Raw genomic sequence first — 20,951 nt, forward strand, 5'->3', positions numbered from 1 at the left:
CACATTATAGTTTCAGTTTGCATTTACACCTTACCTTACTATATACCAATACCATATGCTTAATTAAAGCAAATAAATGCTATTATGACAACCAATTAATTAACCTGTCAAAACCAGCAACTTTCTAGCTATGAGTACAATTATCATTAACAATACACTAATTAATAAAACCAAATTATTACTGTTAATTGCCAAAGGAAAAAAACTACAAGCCATAAAATCTGTAAGAGACCAATTAAATATTGGCTTAAAAGAAAGTAAAGATATTGTTGACAGATTAACCAACAATCCAGATTATTTTGATGGTAAACCTAATTTTATATCTACGGACTTGTCAAGTCCACTAATACCTGAAGATTTTAGTCAATTTCAAAAAAAAGGCAATCATATAATAGATGATCCTTCTAAAACTAAAAATTACGTCATCTTAATTTTATTAATTAGCCTTATAACAATGATGGTTTTATATATTCAAAAGTAAAATCGCGTAACTCTTTTTCAATTTAAACTATATTTGCTTAACAAATACTGTTTAATGTCCATTACCTTATTGTCTTCGCCTTTACAAGGCTTCACTGATTTTAGATTTAGAAATGCATTCCATCACTACTTTGGTGGTATTGATACATTTTATGCACCATATATTAGGTTAAATGGTAAATTAAAAATCAAAAATTCTTATCAACTGGATTTACAACCAGAAAATAACACCACATTAAATGTCATACCACAAGTAATGACCAATGATGCTGACGAGTTTTTATTTGTGATTAAGTATGTACAAAGTTTAGGCTACAAAGAACTAAACTGGAATTTAGGTTGTCCATATCCAATGGTTACAAAATCTGGTATGGGTTCTGGATTAATTTGTAATCCGACAAAAATTGATGAGATTTTAAACAAAGCACATAACGAGAGTGATATTACTGTATCCATGAAAATGAGAATGGGTTATGATAACGCTAACGAAATTTTAGACGCCTTCCCTACTCTAGACAAATATCCACTTAAAAATATTGCGATACATGCCAGAATTGGTAAGCAATTATACAAAGGGCCTGTAGATTTAGATGCTTTTGAACGTTGTACAAAAAGTACCAAACATAAATTATACTACAATGGTGATATTACAAGTGTAGCCTCTTTTAAGAATATGGAAGCACGTTTTCCAGACATTGATCATTTTATGATTGGTCGTGGTCTAATTGCTGATCCTTTTTTACCAAGTATGATTAAAAATAACACAACCGAATATCCTAAAAACCGTTGGGACATTTTTAGCCAATTTCATGACACAATTTATCAACAATATGACGAGTATCTGTCTGGTCCAACACCTATAAAAATGAAAATGTTAGGCTTTTGGGAATTTTTCTCTCAGTCATTCTCTAATCCGCAAAAAACATATAAAGCCATAAAAAAAGCAGGTAATCCAGTTAAGTACAAGCAAGCAGTTGCTACTATTTTAAATAATGAAAAGTAACATTTTCATTATTTAAATTATATTTACGGTAACCAACCAAAATTTCAATGCAAAATAATTACAGATCCAAAGCTTTTAAGGCTTGGCTTGATAAACTTCAACAAGAAAGTTGGCAATTAGAACTTATTATTTCTGGGTTTTCAGTTTATGGATTATCTCAAGCTTTTGACCCCTTAGAATTATATTATAACATTTCAAGTAACGAAGGCAATACTATAATATCTATTGGTATTGTTTTAATGTTATTTTCTTGTTACATCTTAATGACCTCTCTTTTATTACACGTTGTATTAAGAGGATTATGGATTGGAGCCTTAGGATTACGCTATGTATCTGGAGATATTGACTATAAAAAATTAAATTATAGACCTAAATTTGATCGCTATATAAGACGTAAAACAGGATCTTTTGACAAATACATATCTAAATTAGAAGATTACTGTAGTATACTATTTGCGACTTCTTTTTTATTGATTTTTTATATGTTATCTATTTTTATTAGCATTGGTAGTATTGTTGCTATTTCAATATTAATGATAAAAGATCATCAAAATAGCAACAAAATAATTTTTGTACTTGGTATTGGCGCACTATTTTTTGTTTTAATAGGCATGTTTTTAACTTTTATAGATTTTGTAACACAAGGGTATCTTAAAAAAAACAAATGGTTAGCTAAAATATACTTTCCTTTTTATTGGGTATTTAATTATTTAACACTTTCCTTTTTATACAGACCATTAGTCCATAATTTTTTGGATAATAGATTTGGTAAAAGACTACATTTTTCATTAATTCCATTATACTTTATTGCTGCAACCTTAGCATCTTACCAACATAACAGGTCTAATTATTTGAATACTAATGATGACTCTAATCAGTATATTGCTAACATTAATAATTACGACGAAACAATTACAAAAAAAGGTATGTTTATTAAAAACGCTTCTATACCTTCTAAAATTATTACCACTAATTACCTTCCCGTTTTTATTGAATATAATGAAGACATCGAAGACGCTATTTTTAATTTTAATAAAACCTTAAAACCACAATATGATAAACGTGGTTTAAAATCTGGCTTAAACTTTAGTTTTAATGAAGTCGTGAAAATTAAAAACATGGATAGCCTAAAAACAGAATATTTAAAAACATTGACTAAAATTTATAGTTTTAAAATAGATAGTATAGATTTTAACCAACCTGAATTTATTTACACAAGACATAATAACAACCAAGAAGGGTTTGAAACAGTTCTACCTTTAAAAAACCTTACCGAAGGCAAACATAGTTTAGACATTTTTAGAATTGAAAAGCAGGATAGTATAAATACTAAAAATAAGATAGTAACTATCCCGTTTTGGCATTACTCCAAGTAATTTAAAGTACCTTTGCAACTGTATAAAAAACAACATTTGTGAAAGATCTTTTACTAATAACACCACCTTTTACTCAATTAAACACACCTTATCCTGCGACTGCATATTTAAAAGGTTTTTTAAATACTAAAGACATTTCTGCATTTCAAATGGATTTAGGTATTGAGGTTATTCTGGAATTATTCAGTAAGAAAACGTTTACAAATCTTTTTGATTTAGCCATCAAAAATCAAAGTATTGTCACAGATAATTGTCAACGTATTTACACTTTAAAAGACAACTATCTTCAACCTTTAGATGCTGTTATTTTATTTTTACAAGGCAAAAATCAAACTTTAGCCAGACAAATTTGTACTACTAATTTTTTACCTCAAGCTTCAAGATTTAACCAATTAGAAGATATGGATTGGGCATTTGGTGAAATGGGAATGCAGGACAAAGCCAAACATTTAGCAACCTTGTATCTTGAAGATTTATCAGATTTTATTATTGAGTGTATCGACCCAAATTTTGGATTTAGTAGATACGCAGAACGTTTAGGGCAAAGTGCAAATGCTTTTGACGAGTTATACAACAGCTTGCAAAACAAACCAACAGTTATTGATGAGATCACCTTATCTATTCTAAACAAAAGACTTAAAACAGTAAGTCCAAAATTGGTTTGTTTTTCGGTTCCCTTTCCAGGGAATTTATACAGTGCATTTAGATCTGCTCAGTTTATAAAAGCCAATTATCCTGACATAAAAATCGCTATTGGTGGTGGTTTTCCTAATACCGAATTACGTGAAGTATCAGACACACGTGTTTTTGATTTTTTTGATTTTATAACATTAGATGATGGCGAATTACCTGTAGAGCTATTACACAAAGCTGTAAATGCAGCTAATCAAAATAAAGACCTTTATAAACAAGAATACAAACGTACTTTTGTTTTAGAAAACGGAATAGTTAGCTATAAAAACAATACTACAAAACCAGATTATAAACAATTACAAGTTGGTACGCCTGACTATTCTGACTTACTTTTAGAAGATTATATTTCGGTTATCGAAATTGCTAATCCAATGCATAGTTTATGGAGTGATGGCAGATGGAATAAGCTAACAATGGCTCATGGTTGTTATTGGGGAAAATGCACCTTTTGTGACATCTCTTTAGATTATATTAAAATTTACGAACCCATTGCTGCTTCACTTTTAGTAGACAGAATGGAACAGTTGATTGCTCAAACTGGTGAAAACGGATTTCATTTTGTGGATGAGGCTGCTCCTCCTGCTTTAATGAAAGCATTAGCTCTAGAAATTTTAAAAAGACAATTAACCGTTACTTGGTGGACTAACATTAGATTTGAAAAAAACTTTACTCAAGACCTGTGTTACTTACTAAAAGCCTCTGGTTGTATTGCAGTTTCTGGTGGTTTAGAAGTAGCTTCAGATAGACTTTTAAAATTAATTGATAAAGGAGTCACTGTACAGCAAGTGGCACAAGTGACACGTAATTTTACACAAGCCAATATTATGGTTCACTCCTATTTAATGTATGGCTACCCAACGCAAACTGAGCAAGAAACCATAGATAGTTTAGAAATGGTTAGACAATTGTTTCAGCTTGGTATTATTCAATCTGGATTTTGGCATCAATTTGCTTTAACAGCACATAGTCCTATTGGTAAAAACCCATCAGATTATGGTGTTACACCTCATTATAAATCCATTTCTTTTGCTAATAATGATATAGATTTTACAGACAACACAGGTATAGATCATTCGCAATTTAGTTATGGGCTAAAAAAATCACTATTCAATTTTATGCATGGTATTGGTTTTGACATGGATTTACAAGATTGGTTTGATTTTACAGTTCCGCAAACCACAATAGCTCCTTTTTATATTGAAGATTGTTTAAATACTGAAACTATTTTAAACACAAAACCTACAGCAAAAATAGTTTGGTTAGGACATTTACCATTGGTTGAAGAACGCACAAAGATAAAAAAAGGATTTACCAATTACTTATTAGACTTAACGTTTCATGATAAAACGGAAACGCTTCAATTAACATTAAATAAGCCTGAAGGCGAATGGCTGCTAAATACCTTAGAGCTTTTAAAACCGTCAAGCGGAAAAACACTTTCGTTTTCGACATTAAAAAAAGACTTTGAAACTAATTTAGAAAATTTCGAATTATTTTGGTTCTCTAAATCCTTGCAAAAACTGAGAGATTTTGGCTTATTAATACTTTAAGTAAAGTTTATAATTTAAACTAATTGCATTAACTTACCTTTGTCTGACTATGCAAACTAAGTTAAAAAAACATCTTAAAACTACTGAGCTTTTCTTTAAAGGTTCAAGCTTTTATAGAGGCGTTGTACTAACCATAGCAATTGTTTTACCTCTAGTTGTTTTAAATCTTTTAGACCTTTTTGCTTTTGCTCCTGCAATAGCTTTAGGTACTTTTTTAAATGCACCAAGTGACGTACCTGGTAGTTTAAGACGTAAAATTAATGGGACACTAATTAGCGTAGCATTAACTGTTATTGTCACCTTTTTAGTATTAGTAACCAAACCTGTTTTTATTGTATTAATACTTACTATTGCTGTGTTAAGCTTTTTAATAAGTTTAATATCTGTGTATGGTTTTAGGGCTTCATTAATTTCTTTTTCAGGTTTATTAGCCATAGTACTAGCTTTAGCAGTAAGCAAACCAGATTTAAACTCTATTATTATACATGTTGGTTTTTTAGGTATTGGAGGGTTTTGGTATTTATTAGTATCATTATTATCCTATTGGATTTTTCCTAAAAAAGATGATGACCAATTACTATCAGACACTTTAGCGTTAACAGGTCAATATTTAAAAATTAGAGCTAAACTTTTAACTAAGCCTAACAAGCGTGAAAAGTTTTCGAAAAAAGCACTAATAATTCAAACGCAAATTAGCGAAAAACATGAAACGTTAAGAGAATTACTTTTAGAAGGTAGAAAACGTTCTGGTCGTTCGTTTTCAAACGAAAGACGTTTACTAATATTTATTTCGTTAATCGATATTTTTGAACTGGCTTTAGCTAACACCATAGATTACTCTAAAATAGACACTCTTTTTGGTTTACAAAAACAACACCTAAGTCCTTTTAAAAAGCTTAATAAAGAATTAGGAAATCACTTAATAAAACTATCTGAATTATTAATAAAAAAAGGTGAGCTTCCCAATATTAAACATATTAATAAAATTACCGATAATACTGAAAAAGCTATTGAAGCTTACGTCTCTGAAATCTCATTACCACAGGCAAGAGATGGAGCTATTACCATGCGTAATTTACAAGATTATCAAAAGCAATTATTTCAAGAAGTTAAAGCTATAAGACGCGTATTAACTAAAGTTAAAAATAATGCTAAAGCATCTTTAGTAGTCCAAGAGTCTAAACAATTTTTAACTTCTCAAGATTATAGGTTTAATATTCTGCTACAGCATTTTAGTTTAGAGTCTCCAATGTTAAGACATGCTTTAAGACTAACAATTGCTATTGTATTTGGGTTTGTTTTTGGTAGTCTTTTAGACCTAAAAAATGCTTATTGGATTATTTTAACCATAATAGTTATTATGCGTCCTAATTATGGTTTAACTAAAGAACGCTCTAAAAACCGAATTATAGGTACCATAATTGGAGCTATGATAGCAACAGCAATAATTTTAATAACCAAAAACATTACCGTTTATATGGTTTTAGCTGTATTGTCATTAACTTTTGCTTTTTCGTTAATACAACAAAGTTATAAAATTGGCGCAGCATTTATCACGTTACACATTGTGTTTGTGTATGCTTTAATAGAGCCTAATGCTTTTGCTGTCATTCAGTTTAGAGTAATTGACACTGCTATTGGTGCAACAATTGCTGTATTGGCAAATTATTTAATTTTACCAAGTTGGGAGTACAAAAATCTAGATTCGGTTATACTAAATGTTATAACTGCAAATAGTAATTATTTAAGGGCTACTAAAAACTTATATCACGATAAAGAAGCTAACACATTAAAATATAAAGTATCCAGAAAAGAAGCATTTATAGCCATGAGTAATCTTAATGCTGCTTTTCAAAGACTGACTCAAGACCCTAAATCTAAGCAAAAACAATCGGTTTTAATATATGATATTGTAACACTAAATCACACTATATTATCTGCTACAGCTTCTATTGGACGCTATATTTTAAATCATAAAACAACTCCTGCTTCAGAAGAATTTGATACTATTATAAAAGATATTACTACAACTTTAAATCAATCGGCAAAAACATTAGACAGTAATAAGCAAATTGTTGTTTCAGAAGAAAAAGAAATTCAACAAGCCCATCAAACACTTCAAAAACATTATGCAAAATTATCAGACAAGCGTGATAACCAAATTAAAGCTGGTCAAACATTAATTGACACAAAAACATTACTAAACCTTCAAGAAGCACACTTAATTAGCAATCAATTATTATGGTTAAAAACATTGTCAACTAATTTAACCAAAGTAACGACTAAATATCATTCGGTTTTTAATTAACTTGCTATTTTAATTCATTTTATAAAAAATATTGAAAGTCACTTTTAACGATCAAAAACATTTTGTAACAGAAGCTATAAAACCACATTTGGGTTTACTTGGTATCTGGCTAATATTTATTGTTTTTGGTAGTTTTTTTATCTATTTAGGTAATCATATTGAACAAAACGGTATTGGTTTTGTAATTTTTGGCTATGCCTTTATAGTACTAGCTTCAGCATTTATGCTCTTTACTTTACCTTCTAGTATAATGTATTATTACGAAAAAACTAAAGTAAAAAAATATGGCAGTTATACCTTTGCAAGGATTACCAATAAACGAATCGACGACTATTCGCATACTAACAGTTCCACATTTGATTCTTCCAAAACTAAAGTTATAAAAGAATTTTTATATGTTGTAGAGTTTGAATTTAACTACAACAATACAGCTTATATAAATGAATGTTTTTTTGAGCATAAAACTACATTTGAAGCAATTACACTTACGACAGAATTACCTATTCAATTTTTAAAAACCAATCCTAAAAAGGTTACTTTAAGACGTAGAAAAATTTCAAACCAATTGAACATTCCTGAAAAACTGTGTCAATAACTTACCTTTAAAAAAAAGCTATACTTAGCCAAAAGTGTTGTTTACCATTTAAAAAGCACTGTTTACTCATTGTCTATTTTATACCATTACTAAGTTATATAAGTTTGATGTATAACTTAAAAACGGTATATCATGAAAAATCAAATTAACTTAAATATTAAAACACCTTGTCAAGAAAAATTTAGCAACTTCACTCCTACAACAAATGGAGGGTTTTGTAATTCTTGCACTAAAGAAGTGGTAGATTTTACAAATTGGACACCAAACCAAATTGCTTTATTTTTTCAAAATAAAAACAATTTAAATACCTGTGGTCAATTTAAAAACACACAATTAACAAGCTATTCAAAACCTATTAAACAAAATAAAAAATTGAATTTAGTTAGCAGTATTGGATTAGCATGCTTAGCCTTTTTATCCTTTTTTACAGCTCAAGCTCAAGACAGTAATAACATAACAAAAAACACATCCAAAACCATAAAACAATTAAACCAACCCATATTAATTAAAGGGACTGTTTTAGATGACGACGGTTTACCATTACCACTTACAAATATTGTTTTAGAAGGAACAAACATTGGGACTCAGACTGATTTTGATGGTAACTTCACATTTCCTAATAAACTAAATAAAGGATCTATATTAGTTTTTAGCTATGTTGGTTATGAAGCAAAGAAAATAACAGTAACAGATCCTGACAATAAAAAAACAGTTAATCTTGACGTAACATTAAACAATGACCATTATATTTTAATGGGTAAAGTAGCTGTAAAAGAAGTATTTCAATCAAAACGTAAATAATTTTCTATACTTATGAAAAACCTCCTATTAATAGGTTGCTTTGTTTGCGTACAAATATTATATGCTCAAATTTCTGATTTTAAAACAATAAATTTTACAAGAGCAGATAATATTGCCCAATTAAATAAAGGCGCAAAACTGGACAACTTACCTGTCTTAGCGTATAATTTAACCCATAAACTAAATACTGATGCCGAAAAATTTAGAGCAATTTACTCATGGGTTTGTAACAATATAAAAGGGGATTTAAATCAAGATCAAAAGGTTAGCAAATACCGTAAAAAATACAAAAATGATAGTTTAACTTTCAAAGCGTGGAATGATCAGTATAAAACTATTGCTTTTAAAACACTATTTAAACGTAAAAAAACCATGTGTTCTGGCTATGCCTATTTGATAAATCAATTGTGTTTTTTGGCCAATATAGAAAGTAAAATAATTAATGGTTATGGCAGATCAGCCAATACAAATACAGACACTTTACAGATAGCAAATCACGCATGGAATGCTGTAAAACTTAACAAAAAATGGTATTTATGTGATGCAACTTGGTCCAGTGGCTATTTTCTAAACGACATATTCATAAACGATTATAATTTAGGTTATTTTTTAACAGACCCTAAATTATTTAGACAAAATCATTATCCGTTAAACACACAATGGTTATTGGACACCAACTCAAACAACAACGCTTTTGTTGCATCTCCAATAGTATATGGATCCACATTTAAACACCAAATATTAACAACAAATCCTTCCAACTTATACACCAATGTAAAAATAAACAATGCTATGACATTTAGTTTTGAAACCTTTAAACCTATCAAAAAAGAACAGATTAGTCTAGTCTATTTTTCAGGCGGAAACTTAAAATCACTAAAAATATTTGATTTAAATATCCAAGGACAATCCATAGCTTTTAAGCATCTTTTTAAAACCGAAGGTTGGCATGACGTACATTTAAAAATCAATAATGATATTGTAGCAACATACACAATACAAGTTATGACTGAATAAACTACCTTTGTAGCAAATTATAACTTATGTCATTTAAAGACTTACAATTAAATAGGCCAATATTACGCGCAATTGCCGAAAAAGGTTACGATAACCCAACACTAGTACAAGAAAAAGCAATCCCTTTAGTACTTGATAAAAAAGACGTAATTGTATCTGCTCAAACAGGTACAGGTAAAACTGCTGCATTTGCATTACCTATTTTACAATTGTTATTTGACAGACAAGAAGGTCCTAAAAAAGGAAAAAAAATAAAAGCTTTAGTAGTTAGTCCTACTAGAGAATTAGCGATACAAATTGCCGAAAATTTTACCAGCTATGCAACTCATACCAATTTAACTAGCACTGTTATTTTTGGTGGAGCATCCATCGAGCCTCAGATTGAAAAACTTAAAAATGGTGTTGATATATTAATAGCAACTCCTGGTCGTTTATTAGATTTACATAAACAAGATCAAATTAATCTAGATTATATAGAAACCCTTGTTCTTGATGAAGCTGACTTAATGTTAGACATGGGTTTTATAGATGATGTCAAAAAAATAGAACGTTTATGTCCAAGCACTAAACAAACCTTATTATTTTCGGCAACAATACCTTATAAAGTAGAGCAATTAGCAAGCTCCATTTTAAACCAACCTAAACGTATTGAGGTTGCACAGAATAGTTCGACTTCAAAAAATGTAAATCAGTTATTATATTTTGTTCCTAAAAAGGATAAAATCGAATTATGTTTACACCTACTTCGTAATACCATAAAGGGTCATATTATTATTTTTAGACGCACAAAATATGGTGTAGACAAACTTGAAAAAACATTATTAAAAAACGGTTATAAAGCAAATAGTATTCATGGTGATAAAAGCCAAACTGCTAGACAAGAAGCTTTAAATAAATTTAAGAAAAAAGAAGTCAATATTTTAGTCGCTACAGATGTAGCAGCTCGTGGAATTGACATCGATAATTTAGATGCTGTTGTAAACTTTGATCTACCAAATGTACCAGAGACTTATGTACACAGAATTGGTCGTACTGCTCGTGCTGGGCAATCTGGTATGGCTTATTCGCTTTGTAGTGCTGACGAGAAAAGCTACGTTTTAGACATTCAAAAACTAATACATTTACAATTAGATGTTATGGATGATCATCCTTATCCATTAGATCCAAAAGCAAAACCAATTGTACATAAATCTAAAAAAACAGGAAGTAAACATAAAAAAGGTCGTAAAAGTGAAGCCTCTAAAAAGAAGAAAAAGCGTTGGTATTAATTTTGCTATATTAGTAGTATGAAATTAAAACACCTAATCACATTACTTTTCGTAGTTTACTATACAAACAGCTATAGTCAAACCACTATTTTAGACAGTGTTTCTAAAAAAGGCGTCTCGTTTGCAACCATATCTTTTGGTAATGGTAACGGATTGTTTGCTGCAGAGGATGGTTCATTCTATTTTACTAAAAAATTATACTCAGATATTGATTCGCTTTACATTTCTGCTTTAGGATATAAAGACACCAAATTAGCAGCTTCAACATTAAAAGACACGTTATATTTAACGCCTCAATCTAACGTTTTAGACGAAGTAATTGTTACAGCAAAACCTACAGGAAAATTTAAAGAGGTGACTTTAAAACCAACAGATCATAATGATTATTATAAATGTTGGCTACCTACTATAGAAAGTGAAATTGCTGTCTTTTTTCCTAATACAGATGCAAAACCTAAGCACTTAACTAAAGTTTTAATTCCTATTAAAACAGAAGCTAAAGATTGGAAAAAAAGAAGCAAAAGCAAACAAGCAAAACGACCGTTTTCAACATTATTTAGAGTTCAGTTTTACGACAACAACAATGGTTTACCTGGTGATGTTTTAACTTATGAAAAAGCTGTTTTTATAGCAACCGAAAATACTAAACCTGTATTTGAATTTGACGTTTCTGGTTTTGATATTTTTATACCTAAAGAGGGAATTTATGTTTCTGTTCAAGTATTAGGTTTTACAGATAAAAACGGAAAATTATTACCCAATAAAAAATACAAAGAAATCAAAACTAGACGTGGCATTGTAAAAGTATCCATAACATTTAGACCTTTATTACCTTTTACAGATCAAATTAATCAAAAAAACACCTTTGTAAAACGTGTGTTTCATAACAATGGACAATGGGTTTTATTTGATAAACAAAACATCAATAATTCAAACCTTTTAAACGCTGGTTTAAATAACTACGGAATGGGTTTAAAAATGGCTGTTTATAAAGAATAATAGTTTTTATTCACCTCTTTATCCGACAAAAAAAGCACCTTATTCAGTTTTAATCAAAATTAGCATTTTGAGTGTTGTTCATTCATAATTTTATAGTATTTTTAGTACGCAATCTAATATAAATGAAGGAGAGCCTTATATGATAGAAATTGATATTGAAAAAGAAAATGCTGAAATAGCAAAAGCATATAAACATTTACTAAAAGTAAGTTATCGCACCTTGTCTGACGATGACAAAAAACTAATTAGAAAAGCGTTTGATGTTGCTGTTGAAGCACATAGCCATCAACGCAGAAAAAGTGGAGAAGCCTATATTTTTCACCCTATTGCTGTGGCTAAAATTGTAGCAGAACAAATCGGATTAGATGCAACTTCAATTGCAGCTGCATTGCTTCATGATGTGGTAGAAGATAATGAGGACTATTCAATTAAAGATATTGAAAATTTGTTTGGTACAACCGTTGCCAAAATTGTAGACGGATTAACAAAAATTTCATCTTTAAGCAAAGAAAAAGACATGGATGTGTCTTTACAAGCTGAAAACTTCAGAAAAATGCTATTAACTTTAAATGATGACGTTAGAGTTATTATTATAAAAATAGCAGACCGTTTGCATAATATGCAAACTATGGACAGCATGCGTCCTGATAAACAGGAAAAAATTGCTTCAGAAACCTTATACATTTATGCACCTTTAGCACACAGAATTGGGTTATACAATATTAAAACCGAACTTGAAGACCTTGGTCTAAAATATACAGAACCTGACACTTACAACGACATTCTTAATAAAATAAAAGAAAGTAAAGAGCAGCAAGATGCGTATATAAACGAATTTAATGAAGTTATCAAAACCTCTTTAGATAAAGAAGGTTTAAATTACAGTATCAAAGGAAGACCAAAATCTATTTTTTCGATAAAACGAAAAATGGCCAAACAAGGTGTGACTTTTGATGAAGTTTACGACAAGTTTGCTGTAAGAATTATTTACAAAAGTGACCGAAACAACGAAAAGTTTCTAGCCTGGAAAATATACTCTATAGTAACCGATCACTTCAGACCAAATCCAACCAGATTACGCGACTGGATATCATCACCTAAATCTACAGGTTATGAAGCCTTACACATTACTGTAATGGGTCCAAAAGGACGATGGGTAGAAGTACAAGTGCGTAGTGAGCGCATGAATGAAATTGCCGAAAAAGGCTACGCTGCACACTATAAATATAAAAATGCAGATGATAAAGAAGATAATTTAGACATTTGGATTAATCGTCTACAAGAAGCTTTAGAAAATGCATCCACAAATGCAGTAGATTTTGTAGAGCAGTTTAAACTGAATTTATATTCAAAAGAAATTTTTGTTTTCACACCTAAAGGAGAGTTAAAATCTTTACCAAAAGGAGCTACTCCTTTAGACTTTGCTTTTAATATACATACAGAAGTTGGACGTAAAACTAGAGGAGCAAAAGTAAACGGAAAATTGGTTCCGTTAAGTCATACTTTAAAAAGCGGAGATCAGGTTGAAATCATAACTTCAGAGAGTGCAAAACCAAATCCAAACTGGTTAGATTATGCAACCACAGCAAGAGCAAGAGGTAAAATAAAATCGTTGTTAAAAGAAGAAACTAAAGCAATTGCTGCAGATGGTAAAGAAATTTTAAGACGAAAATTAAAGCAACTAAAAATTACTTTAAACGAAAAAGCAGTAAATGAAATGGTCAGCCATTTTAATTTAAAAACAAGCTTAGATTTATTCTATCGTGTCGGTACAGGAAACATTGATAATACCATGTTAAAAGAATATGCAGCTTCAAGAAGTAATGCATTAGTAAGTTTCCTAAAAAGTAAAATGAACCGAAAACCGGGTACCAATCCTGATGATATTAATAAAGACGAAATCACTAACAAGTATGATTTATTAGTCTTTGGTAAAGAAGAAGAAAGATTAGATTATAAATTAGCAAATTGTTGTAATCCAATACCTGGAGATTCTGTTTTTGGATTTATAACTATCAATGACGGAATTAAAGTTCATAAAAAAAACTGTCCAAATGCTTTAAGTTTGCAATCCAATTACGCATATCGTATTATGCAAGCCAAATGGATAGACTCATCTCAACAAGAATTTGCTGCACAAATTAGATTATCTGGAATTGACAATTTAGGACTGGTTAATGACATCACTAAAGTTATCTCTTCAAACATGCATGTTAACATGAATAGCTTAAGTTTTCAAAGTGATGATGGTGTATTTAAAGGTAAAATTAACGTTATTGTTCGCAATAAAACCATGCTTAAAAAGTTAATAGATAATCTTAAAAAAATTAACGGAATTGATAAAGTTAGCAGGATTTAAAGCTAAGTTGTTAATAAGTGTCTAATAACACGTTAGTCAAATTACCATTTTTATGAGTTTAACCTCAAAAAAAGATGTAAATTTGCGTGGTATTTATGAGTGGAAAAACAGATATAAAAAATCAAGAGATAGTAAAAAACGTCTTCACCTCTTTTTTAGAAGACAATGGTCATAGAAAAACACCAGAACGCTACGCTATACTTCAAGAAATCTATTCAAATTCAGAGCATTTTGATATAGAATCTTTATATGATAATATGAAGAAAAAAAAGTATCGTGTTAGTCGTGCTACGTTATACAATACCATTGAATTACTATTAGATTGCGGATTGGTAAGAAAACATCAATTTGGCAAAAATCAAGCACATTACGAAAAATCTTATTTTGACAAGCAACATGACCATGTCATATTGCAAGATACAGGAGAAGTTATTGAGTTTTGTGACCCAAGAATTCAGGCAATAAAAAAAACAATCGAAGAAGTTTTTGATATCGAAATATCGAAGCATTCATTATACTTTTACGGTAACCGAAAAAAAAATAATAACAACACAACTAACTAAAAATGGCAGTAGATTTACTACTTGGTTTACAATGGGGAGATGAAGGCAAAGGAAAAATTGTCGATGTATTAACCTCTAAATACAATATTATAGCACGTTTTCAGGGTGGTCCAAATGCAGGACACACATTGGTTTTTAACGGTAAAAAACATGTGCTACATACTATTCCTTCAGGAATTTTTCATGACGAAGCAACAAATCTTGTTGGTAACGGAGTGGTTATTGATCCTGTAATTTTTAAAAAAGAATTAGATAAACTTGAAGAGCAAGATGTAGATTATAGAAAATCACTTCTTATTTCGCGCAAAGCTCATATTATTTTGCCAACGCATCGTTTATTAGATGCTGCAAGTGAGACTGCTAAAGGTAAAGCAAAAATTGGATCTACTTTAAAAGGTATTGGACCAACTTACATGGACAAAACTGGTCGTAACGGTTTACGTGTAGGAGATTTAGAGTTAGACACATGGAAAGATAAATATCGTTCATTAGCAGATAAGCATGAGTCTATGATTGACTTTTATAATGTAGATATACAGTACAATTTAAAAGAATTAGAAACTGAATTTTTTGAAGCTGTCAAAGTTTTAAAATCTTTAAAGTTTATTGACTCTGAAGAATACATTTACCAAGCTCAAAAATCTGGACAATCAATCTTAGCAGAAGGTGCACAGGGATCTTTATTAGATATTGATTTTGGAACCTATCCATTTGTAACGTCTAGTAACACAACAGCAGCAGGAGCTTGTACTGGTTTAGGAGTTGCACCAAACAAAATCGGTGAAGTTTTTGGTATTTTTAAAGCATATACAACACGTGTAGGATCTGGACCTTTTCCAACAGAATTATTTGATGTTGATGGAGAAACTATGGCTAAAGTTGGTCATGAGTTTGGAGCAACAACAGGACGTCCAAGACGTTGTGGTTGGTTAGATTTAGTAGCCCTTAAATATGCTTGTCAAGTTAATGGTGTGACTCAATTAATGATGATGAAAGCAGATGTTTTATCTGGTTTTAAAACATTAAAAGTTGCTACTGGTTACAAGTATAAAGGAGAAACAATCACTCATTTACCATATAATATCGAACCTGAAAATGTAGAACCTATTTATTCTGATTTTAAAGGTTGGTCTGAAGATTTAACAGAAATGTCTGAAGCTTCAACATTACCATCAGAACTTAATGACTACATTAACTTCTTAGAAAAAGAATTAGAAATTCCTATTACAATAGTATCTGTTGGACCTGACAGAAAACAAACTATTTTTAGATAATTACATAACTAATATCAAAATACAAACCTGCTATTCAATATAATAGCAGGTTTTTTCATCTTAAATAAATATTAATACATAATAGTAAGTCTATTAAATCGTTATTTTTGTGATAAACACGTATATCTTGAAATTTAATACATACTCAACCATTATTTTAATTGCTATGTTATTCTCACAGTTAGGAATAGCGCAAGAAAAACACATATTAATTAAAGACTCAGGAGCTTTTGGTGATATTGACGAAGTTAACCATCCTGGAGCTAGCATATTAACACGAAGTGACCAAGGACAAGTACACATCTACCATGATGGTATTGATATGTTTTGCGATAAAGCTATCTTTTATGGTAAAGAAGATTTTGTCGAAGCTTATGGGAATGTAAACATGAAGCAAGGTGACACTATTAATTTGACCTCTAAATATGTTGAATATTCGGGTAAAACACAATTAGCTTTTGCTAGTGGAGACGTCGTTTTAACGGATCCTCAATCTACAATAACTACAGATACTTTATATTTTAATAGAGCAAATCAAGAATCATACTACAGAACTGGAGGAAAAGTAGTCAGAGACTCTTCAGGAACAATCACAAGTCGTATTGGTCGTTACTATATGAACCAAAAAAAATATCGTTTTGTAGATAGCGTAAGATTAGTAAATCCTGAATATGAATTAAACACAAAAACGTTAGACTACTTCTCTGATAATGGTCATGCATACATGTATGGACCGTCAACAATTGTTGGAGATAGCAGTAAAATATATAGCGAACGTGGCTTTTATAATACCACTAATGACACTGGATATTTTGTAAGAAAATCAAGAATAGATTATGATAATCGAGTTATTGAAGGTGATAGCTTATACTTTGACAGAAATAAAAACTTCGCATCTGCAACAAATAACATTGTAGTTACAGACACAATAAACAGTAGTATTATCAAGGGACATTATGCAGAAGTCTATCGTGCAAAAGACTCTGTGTATATTACTAAACGTGCTTTAGCCATTACAACTCAAGAAACGGATAGCATTTATATGCACGCAGATACACTTATGGTTACAGGAAAACCAGAACATCGTATTACTAGAGGCTACTACAATGGTAAAGTTTACAAATCAGATATTAGTGCTAAAGCAGATTCAATACATGCAGATCACAAGACAGGATTAACACAATTAATTAATTTAAAACGATTAAGTAAAGGTGATGCCTTTTCAGTTGCCAGAAGACCTATTCTTTGGAATCTTGACAATCAAATGACTGGTGATACCATTCATTTAAAATCTAATCCTAAAACCGAGAAATTAGATTCGCTAATTGTATTTAATAATGCCTTTTTAATTAGTAAAGACACGATTAGTGAAGATGCCTACAACCAAATTTCAGGAAAAGTATTAATTGGACTTTTTGACGATAATAATGATATCAAACAAGTCGATATTTTAAAAAATGCAGAATCCATCAACTATAGTCGAAATGATGATAAGGAATTAATTGGTATTGAAAAATCTAAATCTGCTGATATTCTTATTTTATTTGAAGCTAAAGAAGTTATAGAATTAAGAAAAATCACACAATTTGAAGGTAAATTATATACAGAAGAAGATTTACCCAAAAACGCAAGAAAACTAAGAGGCTTTGATTGGCGTGATGACGAAAGACCAAAATCAGTTGAAGATTTGTTTAAAGACGATCCACTTCTTAATTTACCAACCATAAAAGGTTTAGAACCTTATAAAGCTGATGAAGAGTTTTTTGGAGACGCATTACTTGATCGTGTAAATAAAGCAGATCAAGAAGCGGAAAATAAAAAATTAAACAAAAAAGATCAGGCTCCAAAAGCCTCTAGAACAATACCCAAGAAATTTTTAAAGCCTTTAATAGCGCCTAAAAAAGAATAATAACACCATTTGAAATCAGAATTTTTAAAATACCAAGCTCAAACATCACCTTATCCTTTGGCGCTAGAAATTTCTCATGCTAAAGGAAGCTATATTTACGATACTAACAAAAAAGCTTATCTAGATTTTGTTGCTGGTGTCTCTGCTTGTACGTTAGGTCATAGTCATCCAAAAGTAATTGAAGCCATAAAAAACCAAGCCGATAAATATTTACATGTTATGGTTTATGGCGAGTACGCACAACAACCTGCTGTACAACTTTGCCAATTCATGGCTAAACATTTACCAGATCCTTTGGAAGCCACATATTTAGTTAATTCTGGGACTGAGGCTATTGAAGGCGCTATTAAATTAGCACGTCGTGTCACAGGTCGTAGTCAGATTATTGCTGCACACAATGCCTATCATGGTAACACAATGGGATCCTTAAGTCTAATGGATTTTGAAGAGCGTAAAGCGCCTTTTAGACCTTTATTACCAGACATTAGTCATATCACCTTTAATTACGAACCTCACTTTAAACACATTACACAAAAAACAGCTGCTGTAATTGTTGAAACTATTCAAGGAGGAGCTGGATTTATAGAACCTACAAATGATTATTTAGCCAAACTCAAAACTAGATGCCATGAGGTTGGAGCGCTTTTAATACTAGATGAAATACAACCAGGTATAGGACGTACAGGTAAGCTCTTTGGTTTTCAAAATTACAATGTAATACCTGACATTGTTGTCACAGGTAAAGGTCTTGGTGGAGGTCTTCCAATTGGAGCATTTACTGCCTCTAAGACACACATGGACACATTACAAAACAGTCCAAAATTAGGTCACATTACTACATTTGGTGGTAATCCATTAATAGCTGCTTCTGCTTTAGCAACATTAAAACAAGTTGTAAATAGTGACTTAATGTCAGAAGTACTAAACAAAGAAAAATTAATAAAAAAACATCTCAAACACCCTTTAATCACTAAAATTAGAGGTCGTGGTCTCATGTTAGCTGCACTAACAACATCTGAAGACATCACCAATCAAGTCATCTTAGAAGCTCAAAACCAAGGTTTAATACTCTTTTGGTTACTTTTTGAGCCTAAAGCATTAAGGATAACTCCTCCATTAACTATAAGTAATGAAGAGCTAATTAAAGGTTGTGGCATCATAATTGACCTCTTAAATAAAATAAGTGACCAAAATAAAAGTTAAGTCACTACAAATCACCCAAAAACACATTTAAACCTACAATTGTTGATTACTTTGTTAAAAACAAAAAAGTTTTTTAGCGTATACAAAGTAATAGAACAGTACATTTATTACACTAGAAATACCTAAACAATGCCTATGGAGTTTAGTCAAGAAGAACCACATAAAGTTTCGCTTAAAAAATTTGAATCGATGTTAAAAACAAACAATGTGTTGTTTTTTGATTCAAGCGAATTTGAAAATATAATACACCATTACCTTAATCAAGGTAAAGTATCCTTAGCAAAAAAAGCTATAAAATTAGGTTTAGATCAACACCCAACATCTACAAACCTAAAATTATTTCAAGTTGAAATTTATGTTTTCGAAAATAAGCTAAAAGAAGCAAATCAGCTTTTAGATGCTTTGTATATTTTAGAACCTTCAAATGAAGAAATATACATTCAAAAAGCAAATATATTATCCAAAGAAGATAAGCATGAAGCTGCTATTAAGGTTTTAAAAACAGCTTTAGATTTAGCTGAAGAAACCTCAGAACTTCATTCTTTAATCGGAATGGAATATTTATTTCTAGATAAATTTCAAGAAGCTAAACATAGTTTTATGCGTTGTTTATCAGAAGACTCTGAAGATTATTCTTCTTTACACAATGTAATGTATTGTTTTGATTTTTTAAATGAAAACAATGAAGCCATAAAGTTTTTAAACGAATATTTAGATAATAACCCATATTCAGAGGTTGGTTGGCATCAATTAGGAAAGCAATACTATGCAATTAAAGAATATACAAAATCATTAAACGCTTTTGATTTTGCAATAATATCGGATGACCGTTTTGTTGGTGCGTACCTTGAAAAAGGGAAAGTACTAGAAAAATTAAAACGTTATAATGAAGCTATTGAAAATTATGCTTTAACTCTAGAATTAGACGACCCAACATCTTTTGCTTTATTACGCTTAGGATGTTGTCATGAAAAACTAGGACAAGATGATTTAGCAAAACAATACTACTATAAAACAGTTAAAGAAGATCCATTATTAGACAAAGGATGGATTGCTATTACCAAGTTTTACAACAAACAAAAAAACTATCAAAAAGCTTTATATTATATTAATAAAGCTATTAATATAGATAGTGAAAACGTTGTGTACTGGAAGCTTTTTGCTCAAATAAACCATAGATTAAATTATCTTGAAGAAGCTGAAAGAGGCTACAAACGTGCTTTAGAGTTAGGTAACTACGAGTTAAATTCTTGGTTACAAAGAACCGATATTCTATTACAATTAGGTGAAAATGAAGCTGCAAGTCTAAACTTGATACAGGCAGCCGAGTTTTATCCTGAAGAATCTGAAATAGAATTTAGATTAGCTGGTATATATTATAGTATTCTAGAAACAGAAAAAGGAAGTTATCATCTTAAAAATGCATGGACAATAAACCCTGAAAACGCAATAATTATAGAAGAGCTATTCCCTACAATTTATAAGTCTTTAACCTTTAAAAAAGCATTAAATAAACTACAATAATCCAAATTAAAACGATTTTTACATACCTT

General features: G+C 30.4%; 16 protein-coding genes. All 16 read left to right on the plus strand.

The genetic code is table 11. The features are described 5' to 3' along the window. Positions 1 to 130 precede the first annotated feature (130 nt). The 16 genes from ITB9_RS14815 (at position 131) to ITB9_RS14890 (ending at position 20,922) form a co-directional block, all read left to right on the plus strand. Positions 131 to 481, plus strand: coding sequence for a ribosomal protein L7/L12 (locus ITB9_RS14815; RefSeq protein WP_036598471.1), 351 nt, complete (start codon positions 131 to 133; stop codon positions 479 to 481). A 54-nt stretch (positions 482 to 535) separates the two neighbouring features. Then, the gene (locus ITB9_RS14820) at positions 536 to 1,483 is read left to right on the plus strand and encodes a tRNA-dihydrouridine synthase (RefSeq protein WP_054852850.1); all 948 of its coding nucleotides are present in this window, start codon (positions 536 to 538) and stop codon (positions 1,481 to 1,483) included. 47 nt (positions 1,484 to 1,530) lie between these two features. Then, on the plus strand, positions 1,531 to 2,859 hold the full coding sequence (locus tag ITB9_RS14825; RefSeq protein WP_054852851.1) for a hypothetical protein: 1,329 nt from the start codon (positions 1,531 to 1,533) through the stop codon (positions 2,857 to 2,859). A 38-nt stretch (positions 2,860 to 2,897) separates the two neighbouring features. Next, positions 2,898 to 5,102, plus strand: a complete 2,205-nt coding sequence (locus tag ITB9_RS14830; RefSeq protein ID WP_054852852.1) for a radical SAM protein — start codon at positions 2,898 to 2,900, stop codon at positions 5,100 to 5,102. A gap of 49 nt (positions 5,103 to 5,151) precedes the next feature. Beyond that, complete coding sequence (locus tag ITB9_RS14835) at positions 5,152 to 7,410, plus strand: FUSC family membrane protein (protein WP_054852853.1); 2,259 nt, start codon at positions 5,152 to 5,154, stop codon at positions 7,408 to 7,410. Positions 7,411 to 7,441: 31 nt separating this feature from the next. Further along, positions 7,442 to 8,005 (plus strand): hypothetical protein, encoded by a 564-nt coding sequence (locus ITB9_RS14840; protein WP_054852854.1) that lies wholly within the window; start codon positions 7,442 to 7,444, stop codon positions 8,003 to 8,005. A 132-nt stretch (positions 8,006 to 8,137) separates the two neighbouring features. Continuing rightward, the gene (locus ITB9_RS14845; protein WP_054852855.1) at positions 8,138 to 8,806 is read left to right on the plus strand and encodes a carboxypeptidase-like regulatory domain-containing protein; all 669 of its coding nucleotides are present in this window, start codon (positions 8,138 to 8,140) and stop codon (positions 8,804 to 8,806) included. A gap of 12 nt (positions 8,807 to 8,818) precedes the next feature. Next, positions 8,819 to 9,823, plus strand: a complete 1,005-nt coding sequence (locus tag ITB9_RS14850; RefSeq protein WP_054852856.1) for a transglutaminase domain-containing protein — start codon at positions 8,819 to 8,821, stop codon at positions 9,821 to 9,823. Positions 9,824 to 9,849: 26 nt separating this feature from the next. Further along, entirely contained in the window at positions 9,850 to 11,091 is a 1,242-nt protein-coding gene (locus tag ITB9_RS14855; protein ID WP_054852857.1) for a DEAD/DEAH box helicase, read from the plus strand. An 18-nt stretch (positions 11,092 to 11,109) separates the two neighbouring features. Beyond that, on the plus strand, positions 11,110 to 12,090 hold the full coding sequence (locus ITB9_RS14860) for a hypothetical protein (protein ID WP_054852858.1): 981 nt from the start codon (positions 11,110 to 11,112) through the stop codon (positions 12,088 to 12,090). Between the two features lie 139 nt (positions 12,091 to 12,229). Then, entirely contained in the window at positions 12,230 to 14,449 is a 2,220-nt protein-coding gene (locus ITB9_RS14865; RefSeq protein WP_054852859.1) for a bifunctional (p)ppGpp synthetase/guanosine-3',5'-bis(diphosphate) 3'-pyrophosphohydrolase, read from the plus strand. A 95-nt stretch (positions 14,450 to 14,544) separates the two neighbouring features. After that, a complete protein-coding gene (locus ITB9_RS14870) occupies positions 14,545 to 15,012 on the plus strand; it encodes a Fur family transcriptional regulator (protein WP_028289482.1) in 468 nt (155 codons plus the stop codon). A 2-nt stretch (positions 15,013 to 15,014) separates the two neighbouring features. After that, on the plus strand, positions 15,015 to 16,286 hold the full coding sequence (locus ITB9_RS14875; RefSeq protein WP_054852860.1) for an adenylosuccinate synthase: 1,272 nt from the start codon (positions 15,015 to 15,017) through the stop codon (positions 16,284 to 16,286). A gap of 127 nt (positions 16,287 to 16,413) precedes the next feature. Further along, positions 16,414 to 18,195 carry an OstA-like protein gene (locus ITB9_RS14880; protein WP_371440205.1) on the plus strand — a complete coding sequence of 594 codons (1,782 nt, stop codon included), beginning with the start codon at positions 16,414 to 16,416 and terminating at the stop codon, positions 18,193 to 18,195. Positions 18,196 to 18,204: 9 nt separating this feature from the next. After that, entirely contained in the window at positions 18,205 to 19,398 is a 1,194-nt protein-coding gene (locus ITB9_RS14885) for an aspartate aminotransferase family protein (protein WP_054852861.1), read from the plus strand. Between the two features lie 135 nt (positions 19,399 to 19,533). Then, entirely contained in the window at positions 19,534 to 20,922 is a 1,389-nt protein-coding gene (locus ITB9_RS14890; RefSeq protein ID WP_054852909.1) for a tetratricopeptide repeat protein, read from the plus strand. Positions 20,923 to 20,951 lie beyond the last annotated feature (29 nt).

Source organism: Olleya sp. ITB9, assembly GCF_001315805.1.
Classification (GTDB): Bacteria; Bacteroidota; Bacteroidia; order Flavobacteriales; family Flavobacteriaceae; genus Olleya; species Olleya sediminilitoris.

What these genes read in the sequence shown, in the direction of transcription:
- ITB9_RS14845 (WP_054852855.1), top strand. Translation starts at nt 8,138, where the DNA reads ATGAAAAATCAAATTAACTTAAATATTAAAACACCTTGTCAAGAAAAA.
- ITB9_RS14865 (WP_054852859.1), top strand. Translation starts at nt 12,230, where the DNA reads ATGATAGAAATTGATATTGAAAAAGAAAATGCTGAAATAGCAAAAGCA.
- ITB9_RS14890 (WP_054852909.1), top strand. Translation starts at nt 19,534, where the DNA reads ATGGAGTTTAGTCAAGAAGAACCACATAAAGTTTCGCTTAAAAAATTT.
- ITB9_RS14820 (WP_054852850.1), top strand. Translation starts at nt 536, where the DNA reads ATGTCCATTACCTTATTGTCTTCGCCTTTACAAGGCTTCACTGATTTT.
- ITB9_RS14870 (WP_028289482.1), top strand. Translation starts at nt 14,545, where the DNA reads ATGAGTGGAAAAACAGATATAAAAAATCAAGAGATAGTAAAAAACGTC.
- ITB9_RS14825 (WP_054852851.1), top strand. Translation starts at nt 1,531, where the DNA reads ATGCAAAATAATTACAGATCCAAAGCTTTTAAGGCTTGGCTTGATAAA.
- ITB9_RS14835 (WP_054852853.1), top strand. Translation starts at nt 5,152, where the DNA reads ATGCAAACTAAGTTAAAAAAACATCTTAAAACTACTGAGCTTTTCTTT.
- ITB9_RS14860 (WP_054852858.1), top strand. Translation starts at nt 11,110, where the DNA reads ATGAAATTAAAACACCTAATCACATTACTTTTCGTAGTTTACTATACA.
- ITB9_RS14815 (WP_036598471.1), top strand. Translation starts at nt 131, where the DNA reads ATGAGTACAATTATCATTAACAATACACTAATTAATAAAACCAAATTA.
- ITB9_RS14855 (WP_054852857.1), top strand. Translation starts at nt 9,850, where the DNA reads ATGTCATTTAAAGACTTACAATTAAATAGGCCAATATTACGCGCAATT.
- ITB9_RS14850 (WP_054852856.1), top strand. Translation starts at nt 8,819, where the DNA reads ATGAAAAACCTCCTATTAATAGGTTGCTTTGTTTGCGTACAAATATTA.
- ITB9_RS14875 (WP_054852860.1), top strand. Translation starts at nt 15,015, where the DNA reads ATGGCAGTAGATTTACTACTTGGTTTACAATGGGGAGATGAAGGCAAA.